Genomic DNA, 21,888 nt, shown 5'->3' with positions numbered 1-21,888 from the left:
CTCAGTCAGGCGCGGCCTTACTTGATGCACACCTGGCGCACCATCTTGATATCGGTGATGCCGGACAGGACTTTTTCGATGCCGTCCATTTTCAAGGTCAGCATGCCGTCTTCCAGCGCCGCGGCCAGCAGCGCGGCCACCCGGCTGTGCTCCTGCAAGAGCTTCTTGACCTTGTCGGTGCCGAGCATCAGTTCGTGCAGCCCGACCCGCCCGCGATAGCCCTTGTTGCACTCGGCGCAGCCGACTGCCCGGTACAGGGTGAACTTGCCGTCCGCGTTGGCGTAGCGGGCGCGCCAGCCCGCCAGCACGTGCGCCCGGCTTGCGTGCGGATCGGCAACAAAGGCGTCGGTCGCCAGCAGTTCGCTGCAATATTCGGCAAGCAGCAAGTCCACCTCGGCCGCGTCGGGATGGTAGGCCAGTTTGCACGAGCCGCACAGGCGCTTGGCCAGGCGCTGCGCCAGGATGCCGAGCAGCGCGTCGGCGAAGTTGAACGGGTCCATGCCCATGTCGAGCAGGCGCACGATCGATTCCGGCGCACTGTTGGTGTGCAGGGTGGCCAGCACCAGGTGGCCGGTGAGCGAGGCTTCGATGCCCATGCCGACGGTTTCCTTGTCGCGCATTTCGCCGACCATGATCACGTCCGGGTCGGCCCGCAGGAAGGCCCGCATCACGGTGGCGAAGTCGAGCCCCGCCTTGCGGTTGACCTGCACCTGGCGCAAGCCCTTTTGCGTGATCTCGACCGGGTCTTCGGCAGTCCAGATCTTGGTATCCGGGGTATTGAGGTGGCTGAGTACCGAGTGCAGGGTCGTGGTTTTGCCGGAACCGGTCGGCCCGCACACAAAAAACAGGCCGTACGGCTTTTCGATGGCCGTGCGCAGGCGCTCCAGGTTGAACGGCAGCACGCCCAGTTTGTCGAGCGGGATCGGTTCGCCCGCCGCCAGGATCCGCATCACGATGTCCTCCACCCCGCCGGAGGAGGGAATGGTGGCCACGCGCAGCTCGATGTCGAGCGGGCCGTACTTCTTGAACTTGATCTTGCCATCCTGCGGCTTGCGGCGCTCTGAAATGTCGAGGTCGCACATGATTTTCACGCGCGCCACCAGGGCATTGCGGTAACTGGCCGGAATGTCGATGTAGGGTACCAGCGTGCCGTCCTTGCGAAAGCGGATGGCGGTCTTGCCCTTGCCCGGCAGCGGCTCGATATGGATGTCGGAGACGCCCTGGCGATAGGCGTCCATGATGATCTTGTTGAGCAGCTTGACCAGTTCGTTTTCGACAGCGGCCGGGACCTCGTAGCTGCCTTCCCCCTCGTCCTCGTCGTGTTCCATGCCTGAGAGCAGTTCGCCCACCGAGCCGGCGCCGGCGTCGCCGGCGGCGCCGAAGAACTGCTCGGCGGTACGGCGGAATTCCTCCCGCGTCGTGACCCGGTACACCACCTTCGCCTTGGGAAAAATCTGATTGACGACGCGGCTGGCGTGGATCCGTTCCGGGTCGAGCGCCATTACCACCAGGCCGTCGGCGCTGTCTTCCAGCGGCAGCCACTGGTTTTCTTCCACGTACTGGGCCTTGAGGTTCTTGAGCAGTTCGCCTGGCTTGACGCGCTCCGCCTTGTACGGCTCGTAGGGCGTGGCGAAGAACTTCGCCAGCGAAGCCCCGATGGCCGCCGCCCGCACCTGGAATTCGTGCAGCAGCACGTCTTCGATATCGAGATTCTTCTTGCGCGCCGAGCGCGTGGCCAGTTCCAGTTCGGGCGCTGCCAGCACCGCGTCGTGCACCAGGCCGGCGTATTTGGTACGCACCGTTTGCGGTGGCTTCAGGCGCTGGCTGAATGCCACCGACAAAGTCTCGCACAGGTCGCGCACGCCTTCCTCGGCGATGGCGGAAAACGCCACACCCTGACGGTTGTTGATGAACTGGATCACGCCGAGCAGGTCGTTCGACTGCACCGACAGCAGCGGCGCCACCAGCATCTGGTGCGTGCGGTAGCCGGTGCGCTGGTCCACGCCGCGCTGGAAGTGCAGGCCGGGCGCCAGGCGTCGCAGTTCTTCTTCGTCGTAAGCGTCGGCGATATTGAGCGTCTTGCGGCTCATCGCCACGAAGCCGGCGATGCTGCTCGGCGAAATCGACAGCCGCAGTTCGCGGAAGGTGGTCAGGCCGGTCTTGACCTTGGAGACGATATGGTCATTCTCGGGATTGACCGCGTACAGGGTGAAGCGGTCGCAGTCGAACAGGTCGCAAAATTCCATCCCCAGGTCGAGCATGATTTCATCGAGATTGGCGGTGGCGTGGATCTTGTTTGTCACCGCTTGTAGTTTTTTGGAAAAGTCCAGGCGTGCGCCCGTGTCCTGGTGCCCGCTTTCGTGCTTGCCGCTTGCCGCTGGATTCATGAATGTTCGCTTTCGGCTGGTTCAGTTCTATGCGATGCCGGGGCGGCGCCCGCCGGAGCGCGTCGCGCACGCTGTACTACGCTCGATCATAGCCCTTTTGCTTGAGCATGGCTGCACGTTTTGATGGCCGGCCCGGCGCCCAGCAATTTCCTCATGGCCACAATCGTGGCGCGCGCTGACTCCGCCAAACAACGCTTTGCAAAATTCTGTCCGGCACGATTGGAATTCATCACCCGCGCGACGGCGCCCGATTACACTCGGTGAAACTGTGTACGCCATGACAAGCACCTACCGTGGAGCTGATCGATGACTAGACCATTTGCCCGCCTTGCCTGCGGCGCCGCGTTGGCGGCTGCGGTCGGGGCCGCCTGGGGGATCGAGCCGCCCGTACCGGACCCGATCCGCTTCGACATCCTGCGCTACGAGGTGGCCGGCAATACCCTGCTCGGCGCGGGCGAGATCGACGCCGCGCTGCGCGCCCATACCGGCGGCGGGCGCGATTTTGGCGACGTGCAGCGCGCGCTCGAAGCGCTCGAAGCGCTGTACCACCAGCGCGGCTACCAGGTCGTCACGGTCCAGTTGCCCGAGCAGGAACTCAATCGCGGCGTGGTGCGCCTGGACGTGGTGCAAACCCGCATCGGCCGCATTCTGGTGTCCGGCAACACCGTGGTCGACGACACCAATGTGCGGCGCGCCGTGCCGGCCCTGCAAGCGGGCGCCACCCCCGACCTGGACCGGGTTTCGGCCAATCTGCGCATGGCCAACCAGAACCCGGCGCGCAAAATCAGCCTGAACCTGCAAACCGGCAGCGCCGACGATGAACTCGATGCGCGCCTGCTGGTGAGCGACAGCAAACCCTGGACCGTCGCGCTCAACCTCGACAACAGCGGCACCGGGCCGACCGGCAACACCCACGCCGGCGTGGTGCTGCAGCACGCCAACCTGTGGGGGCGGGACCATGTCGGCAGCCTGCAGTACACCACCACGGTCGAGGAACCCGGCAAGGTCAGCGTGTACGGCGCCGGATATCACATTCCGCTGTACCAGCTGGGCGACTCGCTCGACCTGTACGCCAGCTATTCGGACATCGATTCGGGCGCCGTCACGGCCGGCATCTTCAACCTGGCCGTGAGCGGCAAGGGCACGGTGGCCGGGCTGCGCTACAACCGCACGCTGGCGCGGCGCGGCGGGCTCGATCCGCGCCTGGTGTTCGGCGTCGACCACAAGGCCTACAAGAACAGCGTGCTGCTGGCCGGCCAGGATGTCGGCAACGAGGTCACTGTCCATCCGCTCAGCGCAACCTATCTGGCCAGCATGGCGCTGGCCGGCGGACAAGCGAGCTTCTCGCTCGGCGTGGTGCGCAACGTGCCAGGCGGCAGCCGGGGCGGCAGCGCCGACTTTGCGCGTGCCCGCTCCGGCGCCACGGCCGGCTACAGCATCGCGCGCTTCGCGGCCGGCTGGCAGCGCGCCTTCGGCGGCGACTGGCAAGGGCGCGCCGCGGTGAGCGGCCAGGCGAGCGGCGACGCCCTGGTGCCGGGCGAGCAGTTCGGTGCCGGTGGCGCGTCCTCGGTGCGCGGGGTCGACGAGCGCGCCGTCTCCACCGATTCAGGCGTGCTGGCCAACCTGGAGCTGTACAGTCCCAACTGGTGCGCGGCGCGCCAGCACTGGCAGTGCCGCGTGCTGGCCTTCGTCGACGCGGCCCACGGGCGGCGCCGCGCGGTATTGCCCGGTGAAGCGGCGCGCGCCACCTTGTCGAGCGCTGGCGCGGGCTGGCGCTTTTCGATGGGCAAGTCGCTCGACGTGCAGATCGATTACGGCCATGTGCTGCGGCGCGACGCCGCCGTGGCCGGCAAGAACAAAGTCCATGTGCGTGTGGGCCTGGCTTACTAAAGGTGAACCGAATGAACACCCAGAATTTCCGCCCGCGCTTGCTGAAGCGTCTTTGCCTGCCCTTGCTGCTGGCCTTCGGCGGCGCCGTCGCCGCGCCGGGGGCGCCGCAGGTGGTGGCCGGGCAGGCCACCTTTGTCCAGCAGGGACACGTCTTTTCGATCACCAACACGCCGAACACCATCATCAACTGGCAGAGCTTTTCGGTGGCGGCGGGCGACATCACCCGCTTCATCCAGCAGGATGCGCGCAGCGCGGTGCTGAACCGCATCACCGGGCAAGATCCAAGCCGCATCCTGGGCGCGCTGCAATCGAACGGGCAGGTATTCCTGATCAATCCGAACGGCATCCTGTTCGGACGCGACGCGCGCATCGATGTCCATGGATTGAGCGCCTCGACCCTGAATCTGACGAATGCCGACTTCCTGTCCGGCAGGCTCAATTTCAACGGTCCGGCCACGGCCGCCGGCATCGTCAACCAGGGTGCGATCACCACGCCATCGGGCGGCACCGTGTTCCTGATCGCGCCGAACGTGGAAAACAGCGGCATCATCACCTCGCCGCAGGGCGCCGTGGTGCTGGCGGCCGGGCATAGCGTGCAACTGGTCGATTCGGGCAATCCCGACCTGCATGTGGTGGTCTCGAGCCCGGCCGACGCCGCGCTGAACCTGGGGCAGCTGATTGCCCAGGGCGGCAAGATCGGCATTTACGGCGCGCTGGTCAGGCAGCGCGGGCTGGTCAGCGCCAACAGCGCCCAGGTCGGCGCCAACGGCAAGATCGTGTTCAGGGCCAGCGCCGATGCGCTGCTCGAAGGCGGCAGCGTGAGCAGCGTCACCGGCGCCGGGGAGGGCGGCGCGATCAGCGTGCAGGGCGAGCGGGTCGGCCTTACCGGCGACGCCCGCATCGACGCCAGCGGCGCGACCGCCGGCGGCACGGTGCTGGTCGGCGGCGGCTACCAGGGCAACAATGCGCTGGTGCGCAATGCGCGCCAGACCGTGATGGGCAAGGCGGCGTCGATCCGCGCCGACAGCGGCGGCGGCGCGGGCGGCACCGTGGTGCTGTGGTCGGATGGCGCCACGCGCGCCTACGGCACCATTTCGGCAAGCGGCGGCCAGGGCGCCATGGTGGAAACCTCCGGCCATTACCTGGATGTGAACGGCTTGCGGGTGGACGCCGGCCAGCGCGGCACCTGGCTGCTCGACCCGTACGACGTGACCATCGGCGCCAACGGCAGCACCGACCTGCTGGACACGGTCGACCAGTTCACCGATACGCCGGCCGATACCATGACCTTCATCGACTCGTCCAAGCTCGACGGTGCGGGGAGCGCCGCCAATATCGTCATCCAGGCGCGCCACGATGTGCTGGTCAATGGCGCGCTCACGCGTCCGGGCGGCACCTCGGGCAGCCTGTCGATCGAAGCGGGAAACAACATCACCGTTACTGCCCCGGTCGCCACCTCGGGCGGGGCGCTCTTGCTCAACGCGAACGTGGCGCCGTATGCCAGCGGCAGCGGCAGTGTGCTGGTCGACGCGGCGCTCAGTACCGGCGGCGGCAGCCTGACCCTCGGCGGCAAGGATGTGAAAATCGGCACTGGCGGCAGCGCCATCGTCAACAGCGGCAGCGGATCGATGACGTTCAGTGCGACCGACCTGTTCCAGCTGGCGCCGAATGGCGCCTTGCAGGGCGGTGGCGATATCGCCATCGTGGCCGACCGGGTCGATATGCCGGGTGGCATGATCGGACCGGTTTCCGGCGGCCCGCGCCCGACCGTCAGCATTGCGCCATACACCAGCAACCGCGACATCGTGATCGCCGGCGGCACGCCCTCGAGCGCGCTGCTGCAATTGTCGCCGTTTCACCTGAACCCGATCCGCTCGCAGGAACTGACCATCGGCGGCTTCGGCCACAGCGGCAAGATCCTGGTCGCCGCAGCGTTGGGCGGCCAGGCCACCCAGGCCGAAACGACCGTGCTGCGCCTGCGCAGCGGCGGCAATATCGAAGTCAATGCGCCGATCACCTTACAGCCGGACAATGGCGGCACGCTGGCGCTGGAGCGCTTCGGCGCCGTCGGGCTGATCAACACCGGTTCCAACGGCAGCCTGAGCGCCGACAGGGTGCTGCTCCTGTCGGACAATATCAACATCGGCGCCACCATCACCGGCACCGGCAGCGCCGGCGGCGAGGTGGTCCTCAGTCCCGGCAATCCGCAAACCCTGGTTCATATCGGTAACAACGCGCTCGACGCCACCGGGCGCCTGGGATTGAATACCAGCGAGTTGAACCGGATCTACGCCAACCGCCTCACGATAGGCGGCGAACTGGCGCAGACCGGCGCGGTGGATGTGAACGGCGCACTCGACCTGACCAGCAATCTGACGGCGGCCAGCACGCTGACCATCGACGCCGGCAACGGCATGATCACGCTGCTCGATCCCCTCACCACGCCGGGCGCCTTGCGCCTGGTCGGCTGGAGCGTCGGCAACAGCAGCGCGGCGCCGGCCAAGGCCGCCGCCATCAAGCTGCGCACGCGCCAGCAGGCCGGTTCGGCATCGACCCCGTTCAGCACCCAGACCGCCTATCTGACGGCAATCAACGAAACCGAGAGCGGCGGCGGCCCGATCAACATCAGCAACAGCGGCACGCTCGATCTTGGCAGCGTGCTCCAGAGCGGCGGCGCCAACACCGGCGCGATCACGGTCGCCAACCAGGGCGGCATGACGCTGCTGCAGTACGAACCGGGCTCAAGCACGCCAGTGTCGGTGAGCAGCCTGGGCGGCGCAATCAAGCTATCGACCCAGAGCCCGCTGACCATCAATGGCAGCGTGGCCTCGAACGGCGGCGCGATCGGCCTGGAAGCCGGTAACGGCGGGGTCCTGACAATCGGCCCCAGCGGCAGCGTCGCCTCCGGCGCCGGCAATATTGCCCTGGTGGCGGGATCGATCGTCAACAATGGCAGCGTTGCTGCATCTAGCGGCAATATTTCGGTGAGCGCCGCCTCGCTCAGCGGCAGCGGAACGCTCGCCAGTGCCAGCGGCACGGTGAGCGGCGTACCGTCCACCGTGCCGACCATCGACGCCTGTATCGCCACGCCCACCCTGGCAGGCTGCGCGAGCGTGCTGGCCAATGCGGTCAGCGCCTGCAGCGCCAATCCAACACTGAGCTTTTGCGCTTCGGTGTTGCCGAGCCTGGGCGCTTGCACGGCCAATCCCGGCTTGCCGGGCTGCGCTGTGGTGCTGCCGAGCCTGAGCCAATGCGTCGCGGCGCCATCGACCGCCGGTTGCGCCGTCGTGTTGCCGACGCTGGCGTCCTGCACCGCCGCGCCCGCCACGGCGGGATGCAGCGCCGTGCTGCCAAGCCTGGCGCAGTGCACCAGCCTCCCGGCGAGCGCCGGCTGCAGTGCGGTCCTGCCGACCCTGGCACAGTGCACGAGTGCGCCCGGCACGCCAGGTTGCAGTGTGGTGTTGCCTGGCCTGGCGCAGTGCACCAGCAATCCGGCGAGTGCCGGTTGCAGTGCCGTCCTGCCGACCCTGGCGCAGTGCGCAAGTGCGCCGGGCACGCCCGGTTGCAGCGCGGTCCTGCCGACCCTGGCCCAGTGCAGCGCCAACCCTGCCCAGGCGGGCTGCTCGGCAGTGTTGCCGAGCCTGGCGTCGTGCATTGCCGCGCCGTCCACCAGCGGATGCAGCGCGGTGCTGCCAACCCTGAACGCCTGCCTGGCGACGCCGTCGCGCGCCGGTTGCGCGGTGGTCTTGCCGAGCCTGGCCGTGTGCGTGAGCAATCCGGGCCAGGCCGGTTGCGCCGTCGTGCTGCCTTCGCTGGCCGCTTGCAGCGCCAGCCCGGGCGTGCCGGGTTGCGCGGTGGTGCTGCCGGGCGTGGCCCAATGCGTGGCGGCGCCCACCCAGGCCGGCTGCGCGGTGGTGCTGCCGACCCTGGCGCAGTGCATTTCCTCGGCCAGCCTGCCCGGTTGCGCCGTGGTCTTGCCGAGCGTGGCCCGCTGCCTGGCCAATCCGGCCACCCCCGGCTGCGCGGCGGTGCTGCCGTCGCTGGGCCAGTGCCTGGCCAATCCGGGCGCCAGCGGCTGCGCGGTGGTACTGCCATCGCTTGCGCAATGCGCGGCCAATGCCGCCGTGCCGGGCTGCGCCGTTGTGCTTCCGAGCGTGAACCAGTGCGTCGGCAATGCCAGCCTGCCCGGCTGCGGCGCTGTCTTGCCGAGCTTGCAGGGATGCATAGCAAATCCGGCCGCAGCGGGCTGCTCGGTGGTGTTGCCGACCCTTGGGCAGTGCACAGCCGCGCCAGGCCTGGCCGGTTGCGGCGTGGTCTTGCCGGCCTTGGCCCAGTGCCTTGCCACGCCATCGGCGGCCGGTTGCGCGGTGGTGCTGCCAGGCCTGGGCCAGTGCGTGGCGACGCCGGCGCTGGCCGGATGCGCCGCCGTCTTGCCGACCGTGAGCGAGTGCGTGGCCAGCCCGACCCTGCAGGGCTGCTCCGTGGTACTGCCGCCAGTGAGCGCCTGCGCGGCCGATCCGGGCGCACCCGGCTGCACCGTGGTGGCCCCGCCGCAGCAGGCGAGCGCTGCGCTGCTCAAGGAGGTCATCGTCAACACGGTCAATGCGGTCAACAGCGTCACCCCGGCCAACGAGGAAACAGCGGGCATCAAGGACGACGGCGCCAATACCGTCGCGACAAGGACTGTTCAAGGAGACGCGAGTGAACTGCGCAAAAAGACGTATTGCAATTAAGGCGTTCGCCGCTCTCCTGCTGGCCGCTTCAGGCGCGATGGCGTGGGCGGCCCAGGTGGTCGGCACCATCGTCAACCTGAACGGGCCGCTGATGGTCAGGAAGGCGGACGGCAGCGTGAAGGTGCTGGGCCTCAAGTCGGAAGTGGCGCAGGGCGATACGCTGGTGTCCGAAAAGAACACCTACGCCCGGATCCGCTTCATCGACAACAGCGAAATCACCTTGCGCCCGGGCACAACCTTCAAGATCGAGGCCTTCGCCTATGAAAGCGGCAAGCCGGAAGCCGACAGCGCCAGTTTCAGCCTGCTCCAGGGCGGACTGCGCTCGCTGACCGGGCTGCTGGGCAAGCGCAACAAGGAAAAGTTCGAGCTCAAGACGCCGATTGCCACGATCGGCGTGCGCGGCACGACCTTCGTTGCGCAGTTTGTGCCGCCGCCGGGTGGGGCGCCGCCGGCGCAAGCGGGCGCGGGCGCACTGGCGCCCGGCTTGCATGTGTTCGTCGTTGACGGAACGATCATGGTCAGCAATGCCGGGGGCAGCATGAATTTTTCGGCGGGGCAGTTCGGTTTTACGCCGACCAGGCAGCAGCCGCCGCTGATGGTGCCGAACAATCCGGCACTGAGGTTTACCCCGCCGGTGGCATTTAGCTTGTCGCCAGGATCGCAAACGCTCGCCGGGACCGCCAGGCCGCAGGCGGTCGACTGCGAGGTGCGCTAGGAGCCTGCGCGGCAGAAGCAAGGACATTTAGCATTATCGGATCGTGGCACCAGCCTCCATATAATTTTCTTATTGTTACATTTAGTGAATTTTTGTGTTGTGACTCTGTGTAGAGTTGTTGACACATTCTCGCAAGCGACTGCCTTGAGGAGGAGACTTCCGAATCACAGGTCCGGCGCAACAGTGTCCGGCACTGGCGCTGGCAGGCCATATGCCTTTTACTTGGATGGATTGGTGCTACCACCGGCGCCGTCCAAGGGTGTGAGTGATGCGGACCGGGTGGGCGGTCTGCATGAACTGAGTGTTTTGAATTTTCTTTGCCCTGCTGGCGGGCATTCCGACAACCACGTTATGCAGCTTAACGCTACTAAAGGAATATATATGGAAATCAGAATTACACATCAAGGCCGCGTGTTGCACGAAATCGAAATCACCCCGGATGCGCAATTACACGTTCGCATGCAACAACCACCGCCTGCCGCCCAGTACGTCTGGGGATCACAGATTGGGACGCCGGCACCACCTGCGGCTCAGTATGTATGGGGTTCCCAGGGTGGGGGGCCGTCCAACGCGGGCGATGCCAACGCGCACGGGCCGGCAAACTACGTGTGGGCTGCCGTCAATGACCATGGTAGCGGCCGCAGCCAGCAATCCGTGGCGATCGACCGCTGCGACGCCTCCGCGCGCACAAGTGCGCCAGCGGGCAGGCAAGTCACGGATGGTTTGCTGCCGCCCCGGACCTGGTAACTAGCTTGCCGGGGGCGAAGCCCCTTGCGAGGTGAATTCGCTTGGCCGGGCGCCAGGCGCGGGGCAAGTCCCGCGTTTCCCGCCCGGTTATTCCAGCAGGTGAAACGTCGCCCGCGCAGGGCGCACAACTGGATTCCCACATGAACGATACTCCGATTACCCAGTTAAGGCAGAGTGCCATCGCCGCATTCGAGGCGGACGGCGACGAATTGAACACCGTCAAGAAAAATATCCTGTGGTATGCGTCGATCAATATGATGCACGGCGCGCTACGGCCAGAGCCGCCGCCCCCTTTGCCGAGCACGGCGAATGGTCCGATCGATCCCTCGGCGGCGGAAGCCGAGGACCGTCGGCGCCAGCTCGCAGCAACCAAGGAGGGACCAGTTGCGAATGACCCGGCTGCGCTGTCCGGCCTGGCCACCCTGACGGAGCAAGGCCGTTACGATCCGTTCAACCTGCGCCAGAATATCAACAACCAGATCCAGGCCATCGCTGCCATCACCGGGTGCCTGCCGGTGGCGGCGACCTTCAAGCAAAGTTACATCAACAGCCTGAACGCCATTCAAAACACGTCGATTCCCTGCCAGGACGCGCTGATGGTGTCTTTTGACAATCCGCGCCTCCTGGAAGAACTGTGCAGGGAAGGCTTGATATCGCGCTCGCAACCGCAGTTCTATTCAGCTGCCGAACAACAAACCATTACAGGGAGGATTGGAGACGCATTGGCATTCATTAAGGCCGTCGACGGCGACCTGTACACCGCCATCCACGCGATGATCGGCACCATTGCCTGTGTACGGCGCGAGGGCAGTAGCGGCACCGTGTCGTCGATGGTTGGACTGATCTGGATCAATCCGGATGCATCCTGGACCGTTCTCGATTTTGCCGAAAGCATCGTCCACGAATACATCCATAACACCATTTTCCTGGCCGACCTGGTACGAAAGATCTTCACCACGCCGCACTGGTATGCACCCGAGGATGGGCTGGTTATCTCGGCGATAAAAAAATATCCGCGCGGGGTCAACATCGCCTTCCATTCCGTATTCGTGGCCATCGGCCTGGCCATCTTCATGGACAAGGCCAGGCAGCATGTACGCGCCGGGGAACTCACCGCCGGCCTGCGCGACACGCTGGACGGCCTCAGGGAAAAATCGCCGCGCTTCCTGTCCGACTTTGGCAGCGACATGCTGGAGCGGGTCGATATTCACCAGCCACTGGCAGCGTGATCCACCCGGCCCGCAAACCTCAACCGGGCGGTTTGATCAACCGTCCCGCGCCATGCCGATGATGCGGCTTTACGCCGGGCCGGGTGGATTGCCGGCCTGGTACTCGAAGCTGGGGCCTATGATAATTGCCGGGTTCGGAACCCCGCTTGCCATGGCCTTGGCTTGTCCCTTCAGCGACATCATCAAGCCAACCGCCACGTCCAGCTGGCGCGCCGTTTCTTCCCCTCCAAACAGGCAGTGCAGGCAATTGAGCAGCGCCGTATAGGTATAGTTGAACCTGTCGGACGCGTAACGCTGCGCTGAGCCATCCGGATAATCGGCTGATTTGGGGTTGGTCGGCAGTGCATACACGCCGTCCGGGTCGATCGAGATTGGCGCTCCGGAATAGGAATAGCGCTTCTGCGGGGGATTGACGCCTGGATTCTTGACGAGTGCATGGCCTTTACGTATCTGCATGAACCGGTAATAGTGGGCAAATCCGCCCCCGCCGGTTTCCTCCGGCGATGTGCTGGTGCCCTCGCCCTGCTCGACGATCAGATTGATCGCCGCTTGCGCGCTTTTCAAATCGGTCACCACGATACTGCCTGTAAACAGGTCCGGCCCCACCTGGTTGCGCGGCGTATTGCTGAACACCGAAGGGTCGAGGCGCGCCAGCGATGCCGATATGGCCGCATAGAACTCGCCGATGGTCACCCTGCGGTCGTCTTCTCCTGGCACGTGCTTGAACACCAAGGGATTCTCCGGCTGCTCGATGGTCAGAAAAGCGCTCAGCTGGTCTTGCGAAAATGGCGCGAGATGGACAATCAGTTCGCCCTCCACGTCGCCAGGCAGTGGACCGGGATAACGCGGGATAAAACCAGGCGCGGCGATGTCCGGCTGGCCCCCGATGGCGTTGAGGACATTCGCAACGAGCAGCATGTGCAGCATTTCCTCCATCACCACAGACTCGATGATAGCGGCCACGGCGCCGTTCTTGGACGGGTCCAGCGAATACAGCGCGTAGAGATAAACGGGAATGGTTGCGTGTTCCAGTTCGATGGCATCCTGCAGTACCGCGCGCACGTCGGCCAGTTTGGGGGTGGTCGAGCGCAGGCTGCGCAGCCGTTCGCGTTGGAGATGGATCATGGTGTTCTCCTGTAGGGATCGACAATTACTCTGCTTCGCGTACCACAAGCCGGCGTTTTGACGCGGCCGATTTGCCGCCTTCGCCGTCACCGGGGGGCGGTGAAGCGGGTACCGTTTCAAGGAGCGCCTCCACACGCTTTACGGCGGGTGCGGTACCGGGCAACGGGTTGTCCAGCCAGGCGAGGATCGCGGCGCGCTTGGCCGGTGACAGATCACGCGTGACCGGCATGGCGTTCGGATCGGAGGCGGGCAGCCCGAACGCGAGCTTGAGCAGGCGCGCGTTCGCGACCACGTCCTCGTACCTGGACAAGTCGAGAAAGCGCTTCATCACCGGGTACAGGTTGGCGTATTGCAGGAAGATGGGATAAATCGCATCCCAGGTGAGCGGCGCTGGCGCGGCAAACCCGCTCCAGAGCAGGATGCTGATGAAATTGGACGCGTTGACATTCGCATCGATGGATTGATCAGCCAGCTTCGGCCGAATGGCGTACACCTGGCCGTCGATAGCGCAGTCGGGATGGTCGGGAAAGAAGCGCGGGGTGCCAGGATCGGGCGGCGTCATTCTCAGGATCGCTACCCCGTTGCGGTCCGTCGTTGCAGCCGGGTTGCTTGCCGTTGCCCACAGCGGCGGTAAGCCCACCTGCAAGACCTGGACCTGGGCCTGGAGTTGCTGATTGTCTGCGGGGAAGGTGACTTCGGCGTCCGGGTAGGGCACGCCCCACAGGCTCGCGTGCACCGCGATCTCGGCCTGCTCGTGCGGGCACAGGCGAAACACGAAGCGGTCAGCCCGGACGAACTTGCCGTCCAGCGCTTCGGAGATGAATGCCGCGGCAGGCCCATCGCCCGCCAGGGCAAGCGGGCTGGCCGCCACTGCCCGCAGTTGGGCGGCATCGAGCGCAAGAACGACCACGCCGGCCGTCCGGGCGAACCAGTCGGGTTGCTGATACACCGCCGGCGCGATCGTGCCCAGCACCGTGACGTGCCCGGCCGGCGTCCCCGGTGTCATGAGTGGATCGACGATGCCTACCGACAGGGTGCCGAGCGAGGCCGCAGGTCCTCCCGCGACCACGGTGGGCAACGCATTGCCCAGGTCGAGGAACAGGCAAGCGGCGCTGGTGTCGACGCGCGCGGAAAAATGGTTGATCCCTTGCTTGCCGGGATCAGCGGCAATGAACTGTCGCCCGACTACCAGGTGATCCGGTTCGCCGGCCAGGGCCGGTCCGATCGTTCCATACACGCGGCCATAGCTGAAATCCGGCGCGGTCGGGGTCATGTTGTAACCATCGCAATTAAACTTGATCGACAACTTGCCCGAGCCGGCGGCCTGTTGGAGCGCGGTAAGGAAGCGCGAGTGCGACACGTCGCCCCAGCGCAGCTTGGTCAGCACGGACTGCCACATGGCGCCGGCCCCCATGTCCCCGCTTTTGCCCTGTGACCGGCCAAACCAGATATCGGTAAACGCCGCCGGCGTGAAGTCGCCCACGACAAGCGTATTGCCGTTGGCGTCGGCGATGCGCACCTGCAGGCCCCAGATTTCCGATACCAGCTGCTGCTCGGGATCGAGATCGACGATCTTGGCGCAGACCTGTTCGTTCGAATCGGCAATGCTGTATCCCAGGATGGGGTCGTCCGCGCCGACCGGGCCCGCCGCCGTGAATGCGCAGGTGACCTTGCAACCGGACAAGCGCCATGCCGCATCGCCACCCGGATTCCACAGTTTGTCGGCATCCGCAACGAAGGCGTCGCTGTCGAAGTTGGCCACCGTGTTGTTGACCGTCGAAGGATTGGCCTGGAAGCGGCCGCAGAAGTGCAGGCGCAAAGGGTTCAGGTAGCTCATGTTGTTCTTTCAGCGTTGACAAAAGAGGCAGCAAGATGCGGTACGCGGCCCGGGCAGGGCCGTCCTAACCAAGAAACGATGGCGGCGCCGGCGCGTTCCGCCAGTGGCGCCCGGCAGCGCACTACTGGGTTGCCACTGTCGAGCTTGCGCTGGTCGATCGGCAGCGGGGCGCGCCAGTGTGCGGTTTCTTTGTTACTCAGTGAGAAAGAAACGCGATGCATCCACACGATCGCCGGCACACTCATGACGATGACTATACACATGAACGGCCGAAAAATTCGACATGCCTACCTGTCGAAAAATAAATAGTATTAAGGCTACTTTCTTAACTATTGACCATTCATTTCGGCTAATCTGGAAAGGCGACCCGTGGGGCGCCATCTGGCGCCACGCAAGGTGCGCGTTTCGCCCTGATGGGTGTGGGTATCGGTGACCGGCGGCTGGCCCGGCAACTGTGACCTGCTTGCCGGCGTCACCCGCCTGCGCCGGTCGCCAGCGCAAGCGTGACAGTAAAGGTGACCCGGCCCTGCGCGTGCGCATAGGCCAGGGTGCCGCCGTGCTCCGTGACGATGCGTTCGGCAATGTACAGGCCCAGTCCCATGCCGCCGCGGTTATGCGCGTTGTGCAGGGAGGCTGCCTTGAATGGCTGGTACAGGCTGCGCACGGCGGCTTGGTCGAGTGCCTCGGCAACGTTACTGACCGAGAAAGTCGCTTCCTTGGCACCGGCCGCGACCACGATATCGATCGGTGCCGTGCGCTCGCCATGACTGCGCGCATTGCTCAGCAGGTTGGAGGCCAGCTGCGCCAGGCGGTCGGCGTCGCCCTCGACCAGCGCGCCAGCGTCGGCAACGAGGCGATAGCACACGTCGGGATGGCCGGTCATCGCTTCATCGACCACGTCGCCGATTACCGTTGCCAGGTCGAGCCTGCGCATCTGCGCGCCCAGGCCGACGCCCATCTGGATCTTGCTCATATCGAGCACCTGGCTGATCAGCCGGTTCATGCGGCTGCTCGACCTCTGGATCCGCAGCCCGATGGGCGCCGCGGCGCCGCCTTGTTGCAGCACGGCGGCGGCCATCTGGATCGCCTGCAGCGGCTCGCGCAAGTCGTGTCCCAGCATGGCCATCAGCTGGGCGCGCGCCAGGTCGGTCTCGGTCTGCCTGGCGATGCTGGCGCGGTGCAGCTCATCCTGCATTTGCCGGGCGATCGCCAGGTGCGTGGCGGACCAGCCTTCGGCCCGCCCGCGCACCGTTTCGAGCCACTCGTCGAACGATCCGCGCGGGGTCAGGCGCCCGCCCAGGGGGCCCACCCGGAGAATTTTCTCCGGTTTTCCGGCCCAGCGGATCGAGGCGATCTGCTCCGGGCGCAGGGCCATGATCCAGCCGTCGCGAGGTGGATCGAAACAGATCGCCAGCATGCCGGGCCAGTGCGCGATGTGCGCGCGCGCGGACTCGGGCCAGTCGCTGACCTGGCGCCGCTCCAGCAGCAAGTCGCCCGCCAGCGGATGGGCGCGGGCAATCACCGCCGCCGTCAGCGCATCGATCGCGCCATGCGCGACGTGGCGTCCGGACTGGGTGACGATCAGCGCCGGGCACTGGAGGGCGTCGCACATGGCCCCCGCGTGCACGGCGACGTCGCGCAGCGTGTCTTCGCCCATCAGCAGCGACTGCATCAGGTTCGAGCGCATGTCGGCGGCGAGCGCAATGGTTTCCGTGCGGCGCTGGGCTTCCAGGGTCTGAACCGTGGCCGCCAGCACTTGGGCGATCACATCGGCTGTCATGCGGATGGCGTACGGAACGCGGCGCGCGCTCATGTGGTGACAGGCGATCAGGCCCCACAGGCAACCGTCAACGATGATGGACACGCTCATGGATGCGCCCACGCCCATGTTGTTCAAGTATTCAATATGCACCGGCGAGACGCTGCGCAGCACGCAATGGCTCATGTCGACCGCCGCGCTGCCGTCGCGCCCGAGCACGGGCACCACGGCCGCCTTGACGTCGGGAATCAAGCGCAGGGTATTGATCACATACAAGCGCCGTGCCTGGGCCGGGATGTCGCTGGCCGGGTAGCGCATGCCCAGCAATGGCGCAAGGCTGGCGCTGCGCGACTCGGCAATGACGTCGCCGCTGCCGTCTTGGGCGAAGCGGTAGCCCATTACCCGGTCGAAACCGGTAATCTCCCTTACCTGGTCGGTGGCCATCTGCAGCAAGGAGGTCACTGTGGTCTGGCGCTTCAGGCGGTCCAGTGCACTGTGCGCTTTCAGCGCAAAGATGCCGACCTCGTCGAGCGAGACATCGCGCAGTTCGAATTCGACGATGACGCGGCCCAGATGCGCATGCGCCACGCAATCGAACTCGCGCCCGCCAATGTGCACCGCCAGCATCCACGGTATGGCGTCGCCGGCGCACAGCGCCAGGCATTCCTGGACCATCTGCGCAATCGGCGCAGGCAGGCCGACTGCTTGCAGGGGCATGCCCATGCCGGGCTCCATGAGGAGCAAGGTGCCGACGTTGGCGCTCCACGCTTCCAGGCGCGCGCCGGCGTCGAACACCAGCATCGCGCCATGCGCCTGCACGTTGCCAGGCACATGGATCGGTTCGTCCGCACAATTTTGCAGTGTGACGATGGCCGTCTGCGGCGCCGTGTCGGCGCTCATGCGCGCACACCGGGCGTCAAGCCGGCCTGGCGACCGGCCACACCGCGCTCACTGATTTTTTTCACTGTGTCTTTCGTTCTCTGTGACGGAAATGATGACGAACGCACCTTTCCGCGCCGAAGCCCGAACTGCGGACCGGCGACCTGCAAAGCGGTCGCGGGGAAAGCGCGGAAAGTGGTGCGATGGCGTTTGTGGCGGCAGCTGTGTTCGTCGCAAGATGAATGGCGGTATCGTAACATAGTGCCCGCCGCCGGTCTTGGCGATCGGGGGCGGGTACCTCAGCCTGTATGTCGGGCCAGTTGAACCGCATTGAAAACACGATTACTCGCCAGTTCGGCCGCGTGCAAGCGCCTCGGCCTGGCGCCGTGCCGCGCGCCAGCGCTGTAGCGGCGACGGGTGAGTCGCGCTGCCGATGTGGCTCATGGTGGCGGCCTGCTCGAGTTTCCGAAAATAGGCGGCCAGTTCGCTGGCCCGCCAGCCCGCGCGCCAGGCCATCGCCATTCCCTCCCGGTCGGCCTCGACTTCCTGCTCGCGGTTAAGCTCTGCCAGTTGCCCCATCAGGCGTGCGTCATTGTCGACCGCCGCTTCCAGCGCGGAAAACGGACGCGCCAGCCAGGCCGGATCGAGGCGCACCGCCTCGTGGTATTCCTTCAGGTTGTGCAGCAAGATAGCGTGCTGCATCTCATGACTGAGCACCATCGCCAGTTCGGCATCGGTCAATGCCAATTGCTCGACATAGGGCTGGCTGACCAGGATTTTGCCGCCGGCCATGCATGAGGCATTGTCGTCCGGATCGCTGCTGGTGTGGATTTCCCACGACACCACCTGGGCGGCCGGGTCGTCGTGCCGGGCCTGCTCGCTCAAGCGCTGCGCAATGCGCGCGACCCGCGCCACGAACAATGCGTCGCGGTCGAGCATGCCGGCCTGCGCCAGCGCGTCTATCCGGACGCGATACAGCCTGGCGGCGCCCGCCACCACTTCCTCTTCGGTGACGGCGCTCGCGCCCCCGCTTGACAGCAGGAGGCAAATGGCCAGCAGGGCAGCGATGCAATGGAAGTACATTGCTCCATCATACCAACTGCGCGCGGTGAATCGACCGGGAAAAGGCGATCCTCCGGGGCCTTTGCCGACTGACTCCTGATGAGGCGGCTTACGCCTCGTTGTCCTCGTCTTCTTTCCAGCTCACCATGCTCTCGATGACCTCATCGACCGCGTTGGAAAACAGGCTGTCGAAGCTCGCGCCGCCGGCGTGCGGGGGCGTGAGCATGTCCTCGAACGAGGAGTACGCGTCATCCCAGTCATCCTGGTGGTAGTACAGCGCGCCGCAGCCGCCGTTTTTGTTGAAGTACAAATGCGTGTACGAATTGTCGTCATGGTGAATATGGCCGAAGACGACGTAGTGCGCATTCAAGTAGCCGAGCTCCTCTTCTGAAAAACTGTCGTCGAATTCCGGGCGTCCGCCCCACAGCGAATCGATGCCGTCCATCAGGCCCGACAGCGGCGGCGTGCGCGGCTCGTGCTCGCTGCCGTACACGGCCAGGGTGCCCCACATGCCGTCCTCGCGCATCTGCAAGGCACCGTGTTCCAGATACAACTGGCGCAAGGCGGCGGGGATGGTGCAGGCAAGTTGCAGTTCCAGCTGGCTCAGCGCCGCTTCGGTTTCCGGCGGCGATACCGTCAGCTCGTTGAAGCTGGCCTGGTAGTCATCGAACCCGAGCAGCTCGGCCACGTCGGCGAAGCGCTTGATGGCGTCCTTCCAGGTGTCGCCGGCGTTACGGCGCATGAGTTTTTGCAGCGGCGTATTTTGCTGGTAGGCCAGGAAGTCGGGGTCGGCGAACAGCGCCTTCGGCCTGGCCGACGCCACCGTCCTGTAATGCTCGACTTCCTTCTTTTGCAGGGTGTTCAAGGCGCTGAACAGGCGCTCGCGGTATGTTTCCGGATCGGTGTCGGCGGCCTGGCAATACACCTGGGCGCGGATGTCGTACAGCGCTTCGAACGGATCGAGATACTCGCCCAGGCCGGCCTTGATCTTGAAGGCGGCTTCGATCAGCGCGATGGCGTGGGTTGTGTCCTGGCGCGCCAGGCAATCGAGCGCAAGGATCCCGTGCGCCTGGCGCAGCACCTCGCGAAACGAGACCAGATCGTTGCCGAACAGGGTGTCGTCGGACAAGCGGAACTTGTCGGTCAGCTCGGTCGCCACCGCGATCATGTCGGCCGGCCTGCCGAGTGCCTCCAGCGCCGCCAGTTCCACCTCGAACAGCTTGCCCCAGACGGGATAGTGTGCGACTTTCGCCTCTCCCGCAGTGATGCGGTTCAGCGCCGCGCGCGCCGTGCCGGCCAGCGCCAGGGCTTGCTCGAAATGGTGTTCTTGCTGCTGCTTGTTCGCTGCGTGCAGCAATTCCCACGCCGTCGATTCCGGGGTACTTTTTGCGCTCATGCGGGACTATCCTTGTCAGTGATCATCGTGGTGTTGTCGAATTGTCCACGATGATACACGATGGCGCCGCTACGCCGTGCCTTGCGCCGGCCCGTGCAGGCAGGCCGTCTCGATCCATCCTGGCTCCCCGGCGTTGGCGCCGTCGAGCGCCGCCAGCACCGAGTCGAGCGGGGCCAGCAGGCTTGTCACGATGCGCGCCTGGTTGCGGCCGTTCTCCTTGCCGTGATACAACGCCCAGTCGGCCAGGCGCATGCCGCGTTCCCAGTCGCTGCCATCGTCCGCGGCGCCGGGCAGGGGCAGGGTGACCACGCCGGCGGTCAGCGTGACCGGGATCTTGCCCGCGCCGGCCTCGAGCGGCGTGGCGCCGATGCCGTCCAGCACGCGCGCGACGATGGCGGCCACGTGGGCCGGGTCGGCGTCCGGGGCGTAGATCAGGAATTCTTCGCCGCCCCAGCGCATCACCATGTCGGAATCGCGCACTGCCGCGCACAGGCGCCGCGCCACCTCGACCAGCACCGCGTCGCCCGCGCCGTGACCCCAGCGGTCGTTGATGTGCTTGAAGTGGTCGATGTCGATCAGCATGATGCAATCGACGCCGGGCGGCTCGTCCTTGCGCGGCGCCGGCGTGCCGCGCGCGGCCATCTTGTCGAGGAACGAGCGCCGGTTGTACAGGCCCGTCAGGGCGTCGTGCCGGGAGTGATAGGTGAGCTGGGTGTTGAGCTGGTTCAGGCGCACGTTGGTGCCGGCCGAGCGCCGGTACAGCACCAGCACCACCGCGCCGGCGGCGACGATCAGCAAGGCCCCGACCGTGGTCAGCAGTTGCAGCAGGCGGCGGCTGCGCAGGTCGGCGTCCTTGACCTGGTTTTCGCGGCGCAGCAGGTCGATCTGGCGGGTGCGCTGGCCGGCTTCGTATTCTTCCTGCAAGGCGGCCACGGCGCGGTCGCCGCTGTGCTGCACGGCCTGATGCCGGCGCGCAGTCGCCAGCGCTTCCTTGTACAGGCCGGCCCGCTCCTGCATGCGGCCCTTTTCATCGAGCATGGCGGCCACGTCGGTGCTGGCGCCGGCCTGCTCCATGCTGGCGATCACGGCATCGACATAGGCAAGCCCTTCGGCAACGCGCTGTTGCCCCATCAGCGCGAAGCCGAGGTTGGCCTTGGCCATGAGCACCATGTTCTCGTCCTCGACCCGCTCCGAGGCGTCCAGGGCCAGGCGCGCTTCCTGTTCGGCGCGCCGGTAGTCGTGCTGGCGTAGGAAATAGTCGGCGATGTTGCCGCGCACTTGCGCTTCCAGCCTGCCCAGAGCGCCGCGGGTGGCGGTGTCGAGGGCGTGCTGGAAGGCGGCGATGCCATCCTTGTCGCGCTGTAGCTTGAGCAGGGCGATGCCCTCGGTGAACTGGAGCCGCCCCAAGGTGCGCGCCGGCAGCACGCGCTCGCGTAGCGCCTCGCGGGTGGTCTCGATCGCCTTGGCCGGGTTGTCGATGTTGATGTACACGCGCGCGATCTGCGCCAGCAGCATGGCGCGGCTTTCACCGGCGTCCGGATCGTCCTGTTCCAGCTTGAGTGCCTGCAAATAGGCCGCCAGCGCCTGGTCGAAGCGGGCCCTGGCATTGAAGGCGTCGCCCTCGGCGCGGCCCAGGGCCACGCGCAGCATGCGCGGCGGATGGTCCGGCAAGCCGGCCCGGATTTCCGCCAGCGCCTCCTGGGCTTCGCGCGCGCGGTTCTGGTCAAGCAACTGGTGCACCGCGCCCAGCCTGGCCAGTGCCGCGAACACGGGATCGTTGTTGTCGATCGCCAGCAGCAGCGCCTCGCGTTCGAGCGCATAGGCGCGCTCGAGCTGGCCGGCATCTTCGCGCAGCGCCACTTCGGTGCGCAGCAGGTCGCGCCGCAGCGGGTAGGGCGCGTCCTGGCCGGTGCGCGAGCGCAGCGCCTCCAGCCGGACCAGGGCGTCCACGGTCGAGGTTTGCGACAGGGTGCGGATCGCCGCCAGTTCGGCGGCGGCCGGCGCGCCCGCCGGGGCTGCGGCCAGCAAGGGCGCGCCCGGCAGGCAGGCGCCGAGGGCGAGGCACAGCAGCAGGCGAGAGGAGAGGGGCATGACAATCCGAAGGTCGTGAGTGGCCGGTCCAGCGGGAA

General features: G+C 66.0%; 12 protein-coding genes. 5 read left to right on the top strand and 7 right to left on the bottom strand.

Annotated elements, in window-relative coordinates:
* Positions 1–17: 17 nt before the first annotated feature.
* Positions 18–2,387, bottom strand: coding sequence for a GspE/PulE family protein (locus F1609_RS30340; RefSeq protein ID WP_167081049.1), 2,370 nt, complete (start codon positions 2,385–2,387; stop codon positions 18–20).
* Between the two features lie 306 nt (positions 2,388–2,693).
* Between F1609_RS30340 and F1609_RS30335 the strand changes: the two genes are divergently transcribed.
* The 5 genes from F1609_RS30335 (at position 2,694) to F1609_RS30320 (ending at position 11,701) form a co-directional block, all read left to right on the top strand.
* Positions 2,694–4,277, top strand: coding sequence for a ShlB/FhaC/HecB family hemolysin secretion/activation protein (locus F1609_RS30335; protein ID WP_167081048.1), 1,584 nt, complete (start codon positions 2,694–2,696; stop codon positions 4,275–4,277).
* Positions 4,278–4,288: 11 nt separating this feature from the next.
* A complete protein-coding gene (locus F1609_RS30330) occupies positions 4,289–9,010 on the top strand; it encodes a two-partner secretion domain-containing protein (RefSeq protein ID WP_167081046.1) in 4,722 nt (1,573 codons plus the stop codon).
* On the top strand, positions 8,979–9,725 hold the full coding sequence (locus F1609_RS30325; protein ID WP_370661689.1) for a FecR family protein: 747 nt from the start codon (positions 8,979–8,981) through the stop codon (positions 9,723–9,725). The genes F1609_RS30330 and F1609_RS30325 overlap by 32 nt, the downstream gene beginning before the upstream one ends.
* A gap of 381 nt (positions 9,726–10,106) precedes the next feature.
* Positions 10,107–10,472: a hypothetical protein gene (locus tag F1609_RS34325; RefSeq protein ID WP_206752976.1), complete on the top strand. Its 366-nt coding sequence runs from the start codon at positions 10,107–10,109 to the stop codon at positions 10,470–10,472.
* A gap of 41 nt (positions 10,473–10,513) precedes the next feature.
* Positions 10,514–11,701, top strand: a complete 1,188-nt coding sequence (locus tag F1609_RS30320) for an aKG-HExxH-type peptide beta-hydroxylase (RefSeq protein ID WP_167081045.1) — start codon at positions 10,514–10,516, stop codon at positions 11,699–11,701.
* 69 nt (positions 11,702–11,770) lie between these two features.
* Here the strand turns inward: F1609_RS30320 and F1609_RS30315 are convergent, their stop codons facing one another.
* From F1609_RS30315 to F1609_RS30290, 6 genes are all read right to left on the bottom strand, one after another.
* Positions 11,771–12,826: a ferritin-like domain-containing protein gene (locus F1609_RS30315; RefSeq protein ID WP_167081044.1), complete on the bottom strand. Its 1,056-nt coding sequence runs from the start codon at positions 12,824–12,826 to the stop codon at positions 11,771–11,773.
* 25 nt (positions 12,827–12,851) lie between these two features.
* Positions 12,852–14,663 carry a hypothetical protein gene (locus F1609_RS30310; RefSeq protein WP_167081042.1) on the bottom strand — a complete coding sequence of 604 codons (1,812 nt, stop codon included), beginning with the start codon at positions 14,661–14,663 and terminating at the stop codon, positions 12,852–12,854.
* Between the two features lie 472 nt (positions 14,664–15,135).
* Positions 15,136–17,322: an ATP-binding protein gene (locus F1609_RS30305; RefSeq protein ID WP_167081040.1), complete on the bottom strand. Its 2,187-nt coding sequence runs from the start codon at positions 17,320–17,322 to the stop codon at positions 15,136–15,138.
* 321 nt (positions 17,323–17,643) lie between these two features.
* Positions 17,644–18,384: a M48 family metalloprotease gene (locus F1609_RS30300; protein ID WP_167081038.1), complete on the bottom strand. Its 741-nt coding sequence runs from the start codon at positions 18,382–18,384 to the stop codon at positions 17,644–17,646.
* An 88-nt stretch (positions 18,385–18,472) separates the two neighbouring features.
* On the bottom strand, positions 18,473–19,759 hold the full coding sequence (locus F1609_RS30295; RefSeq protein WP_167081036.1) for an SMI1/KNR4 family protein: 1,287 nt from the start codon (positions 19,757–19,759) through the stop codon (positions 18,473–18,475).
* A 69-nt stretch (positions 19,760–19,828) separates the two neighbouring features.
* Positions 19,829–21,850 carry a diguanylate cyclase gene (locus F1609_RS30290; RefSeq protein ID WP_167081034.1) on the bottom strand — a complete coding sequence of 674 codons (2,022 nt, stop codon included), beginning with the start codon at positions 21,848–21,850 and terminating at the stop codon, positions 19,829–19,831.
* Between the last annotated feature and the right edge of the window lie 38 nt (positions 21,851–21,888).

Origin of the sequence: Massilia aquatica, from assembly GCF_011682045.1 — a bacterium.
In the GTDB taxonomy this organism is placed as follows: Bacteria; Pseudomonadota; Gammaproteobacteria; order Burkholderiales; family Burkholderiaceae_D; genus Telluria_A; species Telluria_A aquatica.
Note: the sequence above shows the minus strand (reverse complement) of the source record. Positions and strands in the feature narration are given on the sequence as shown.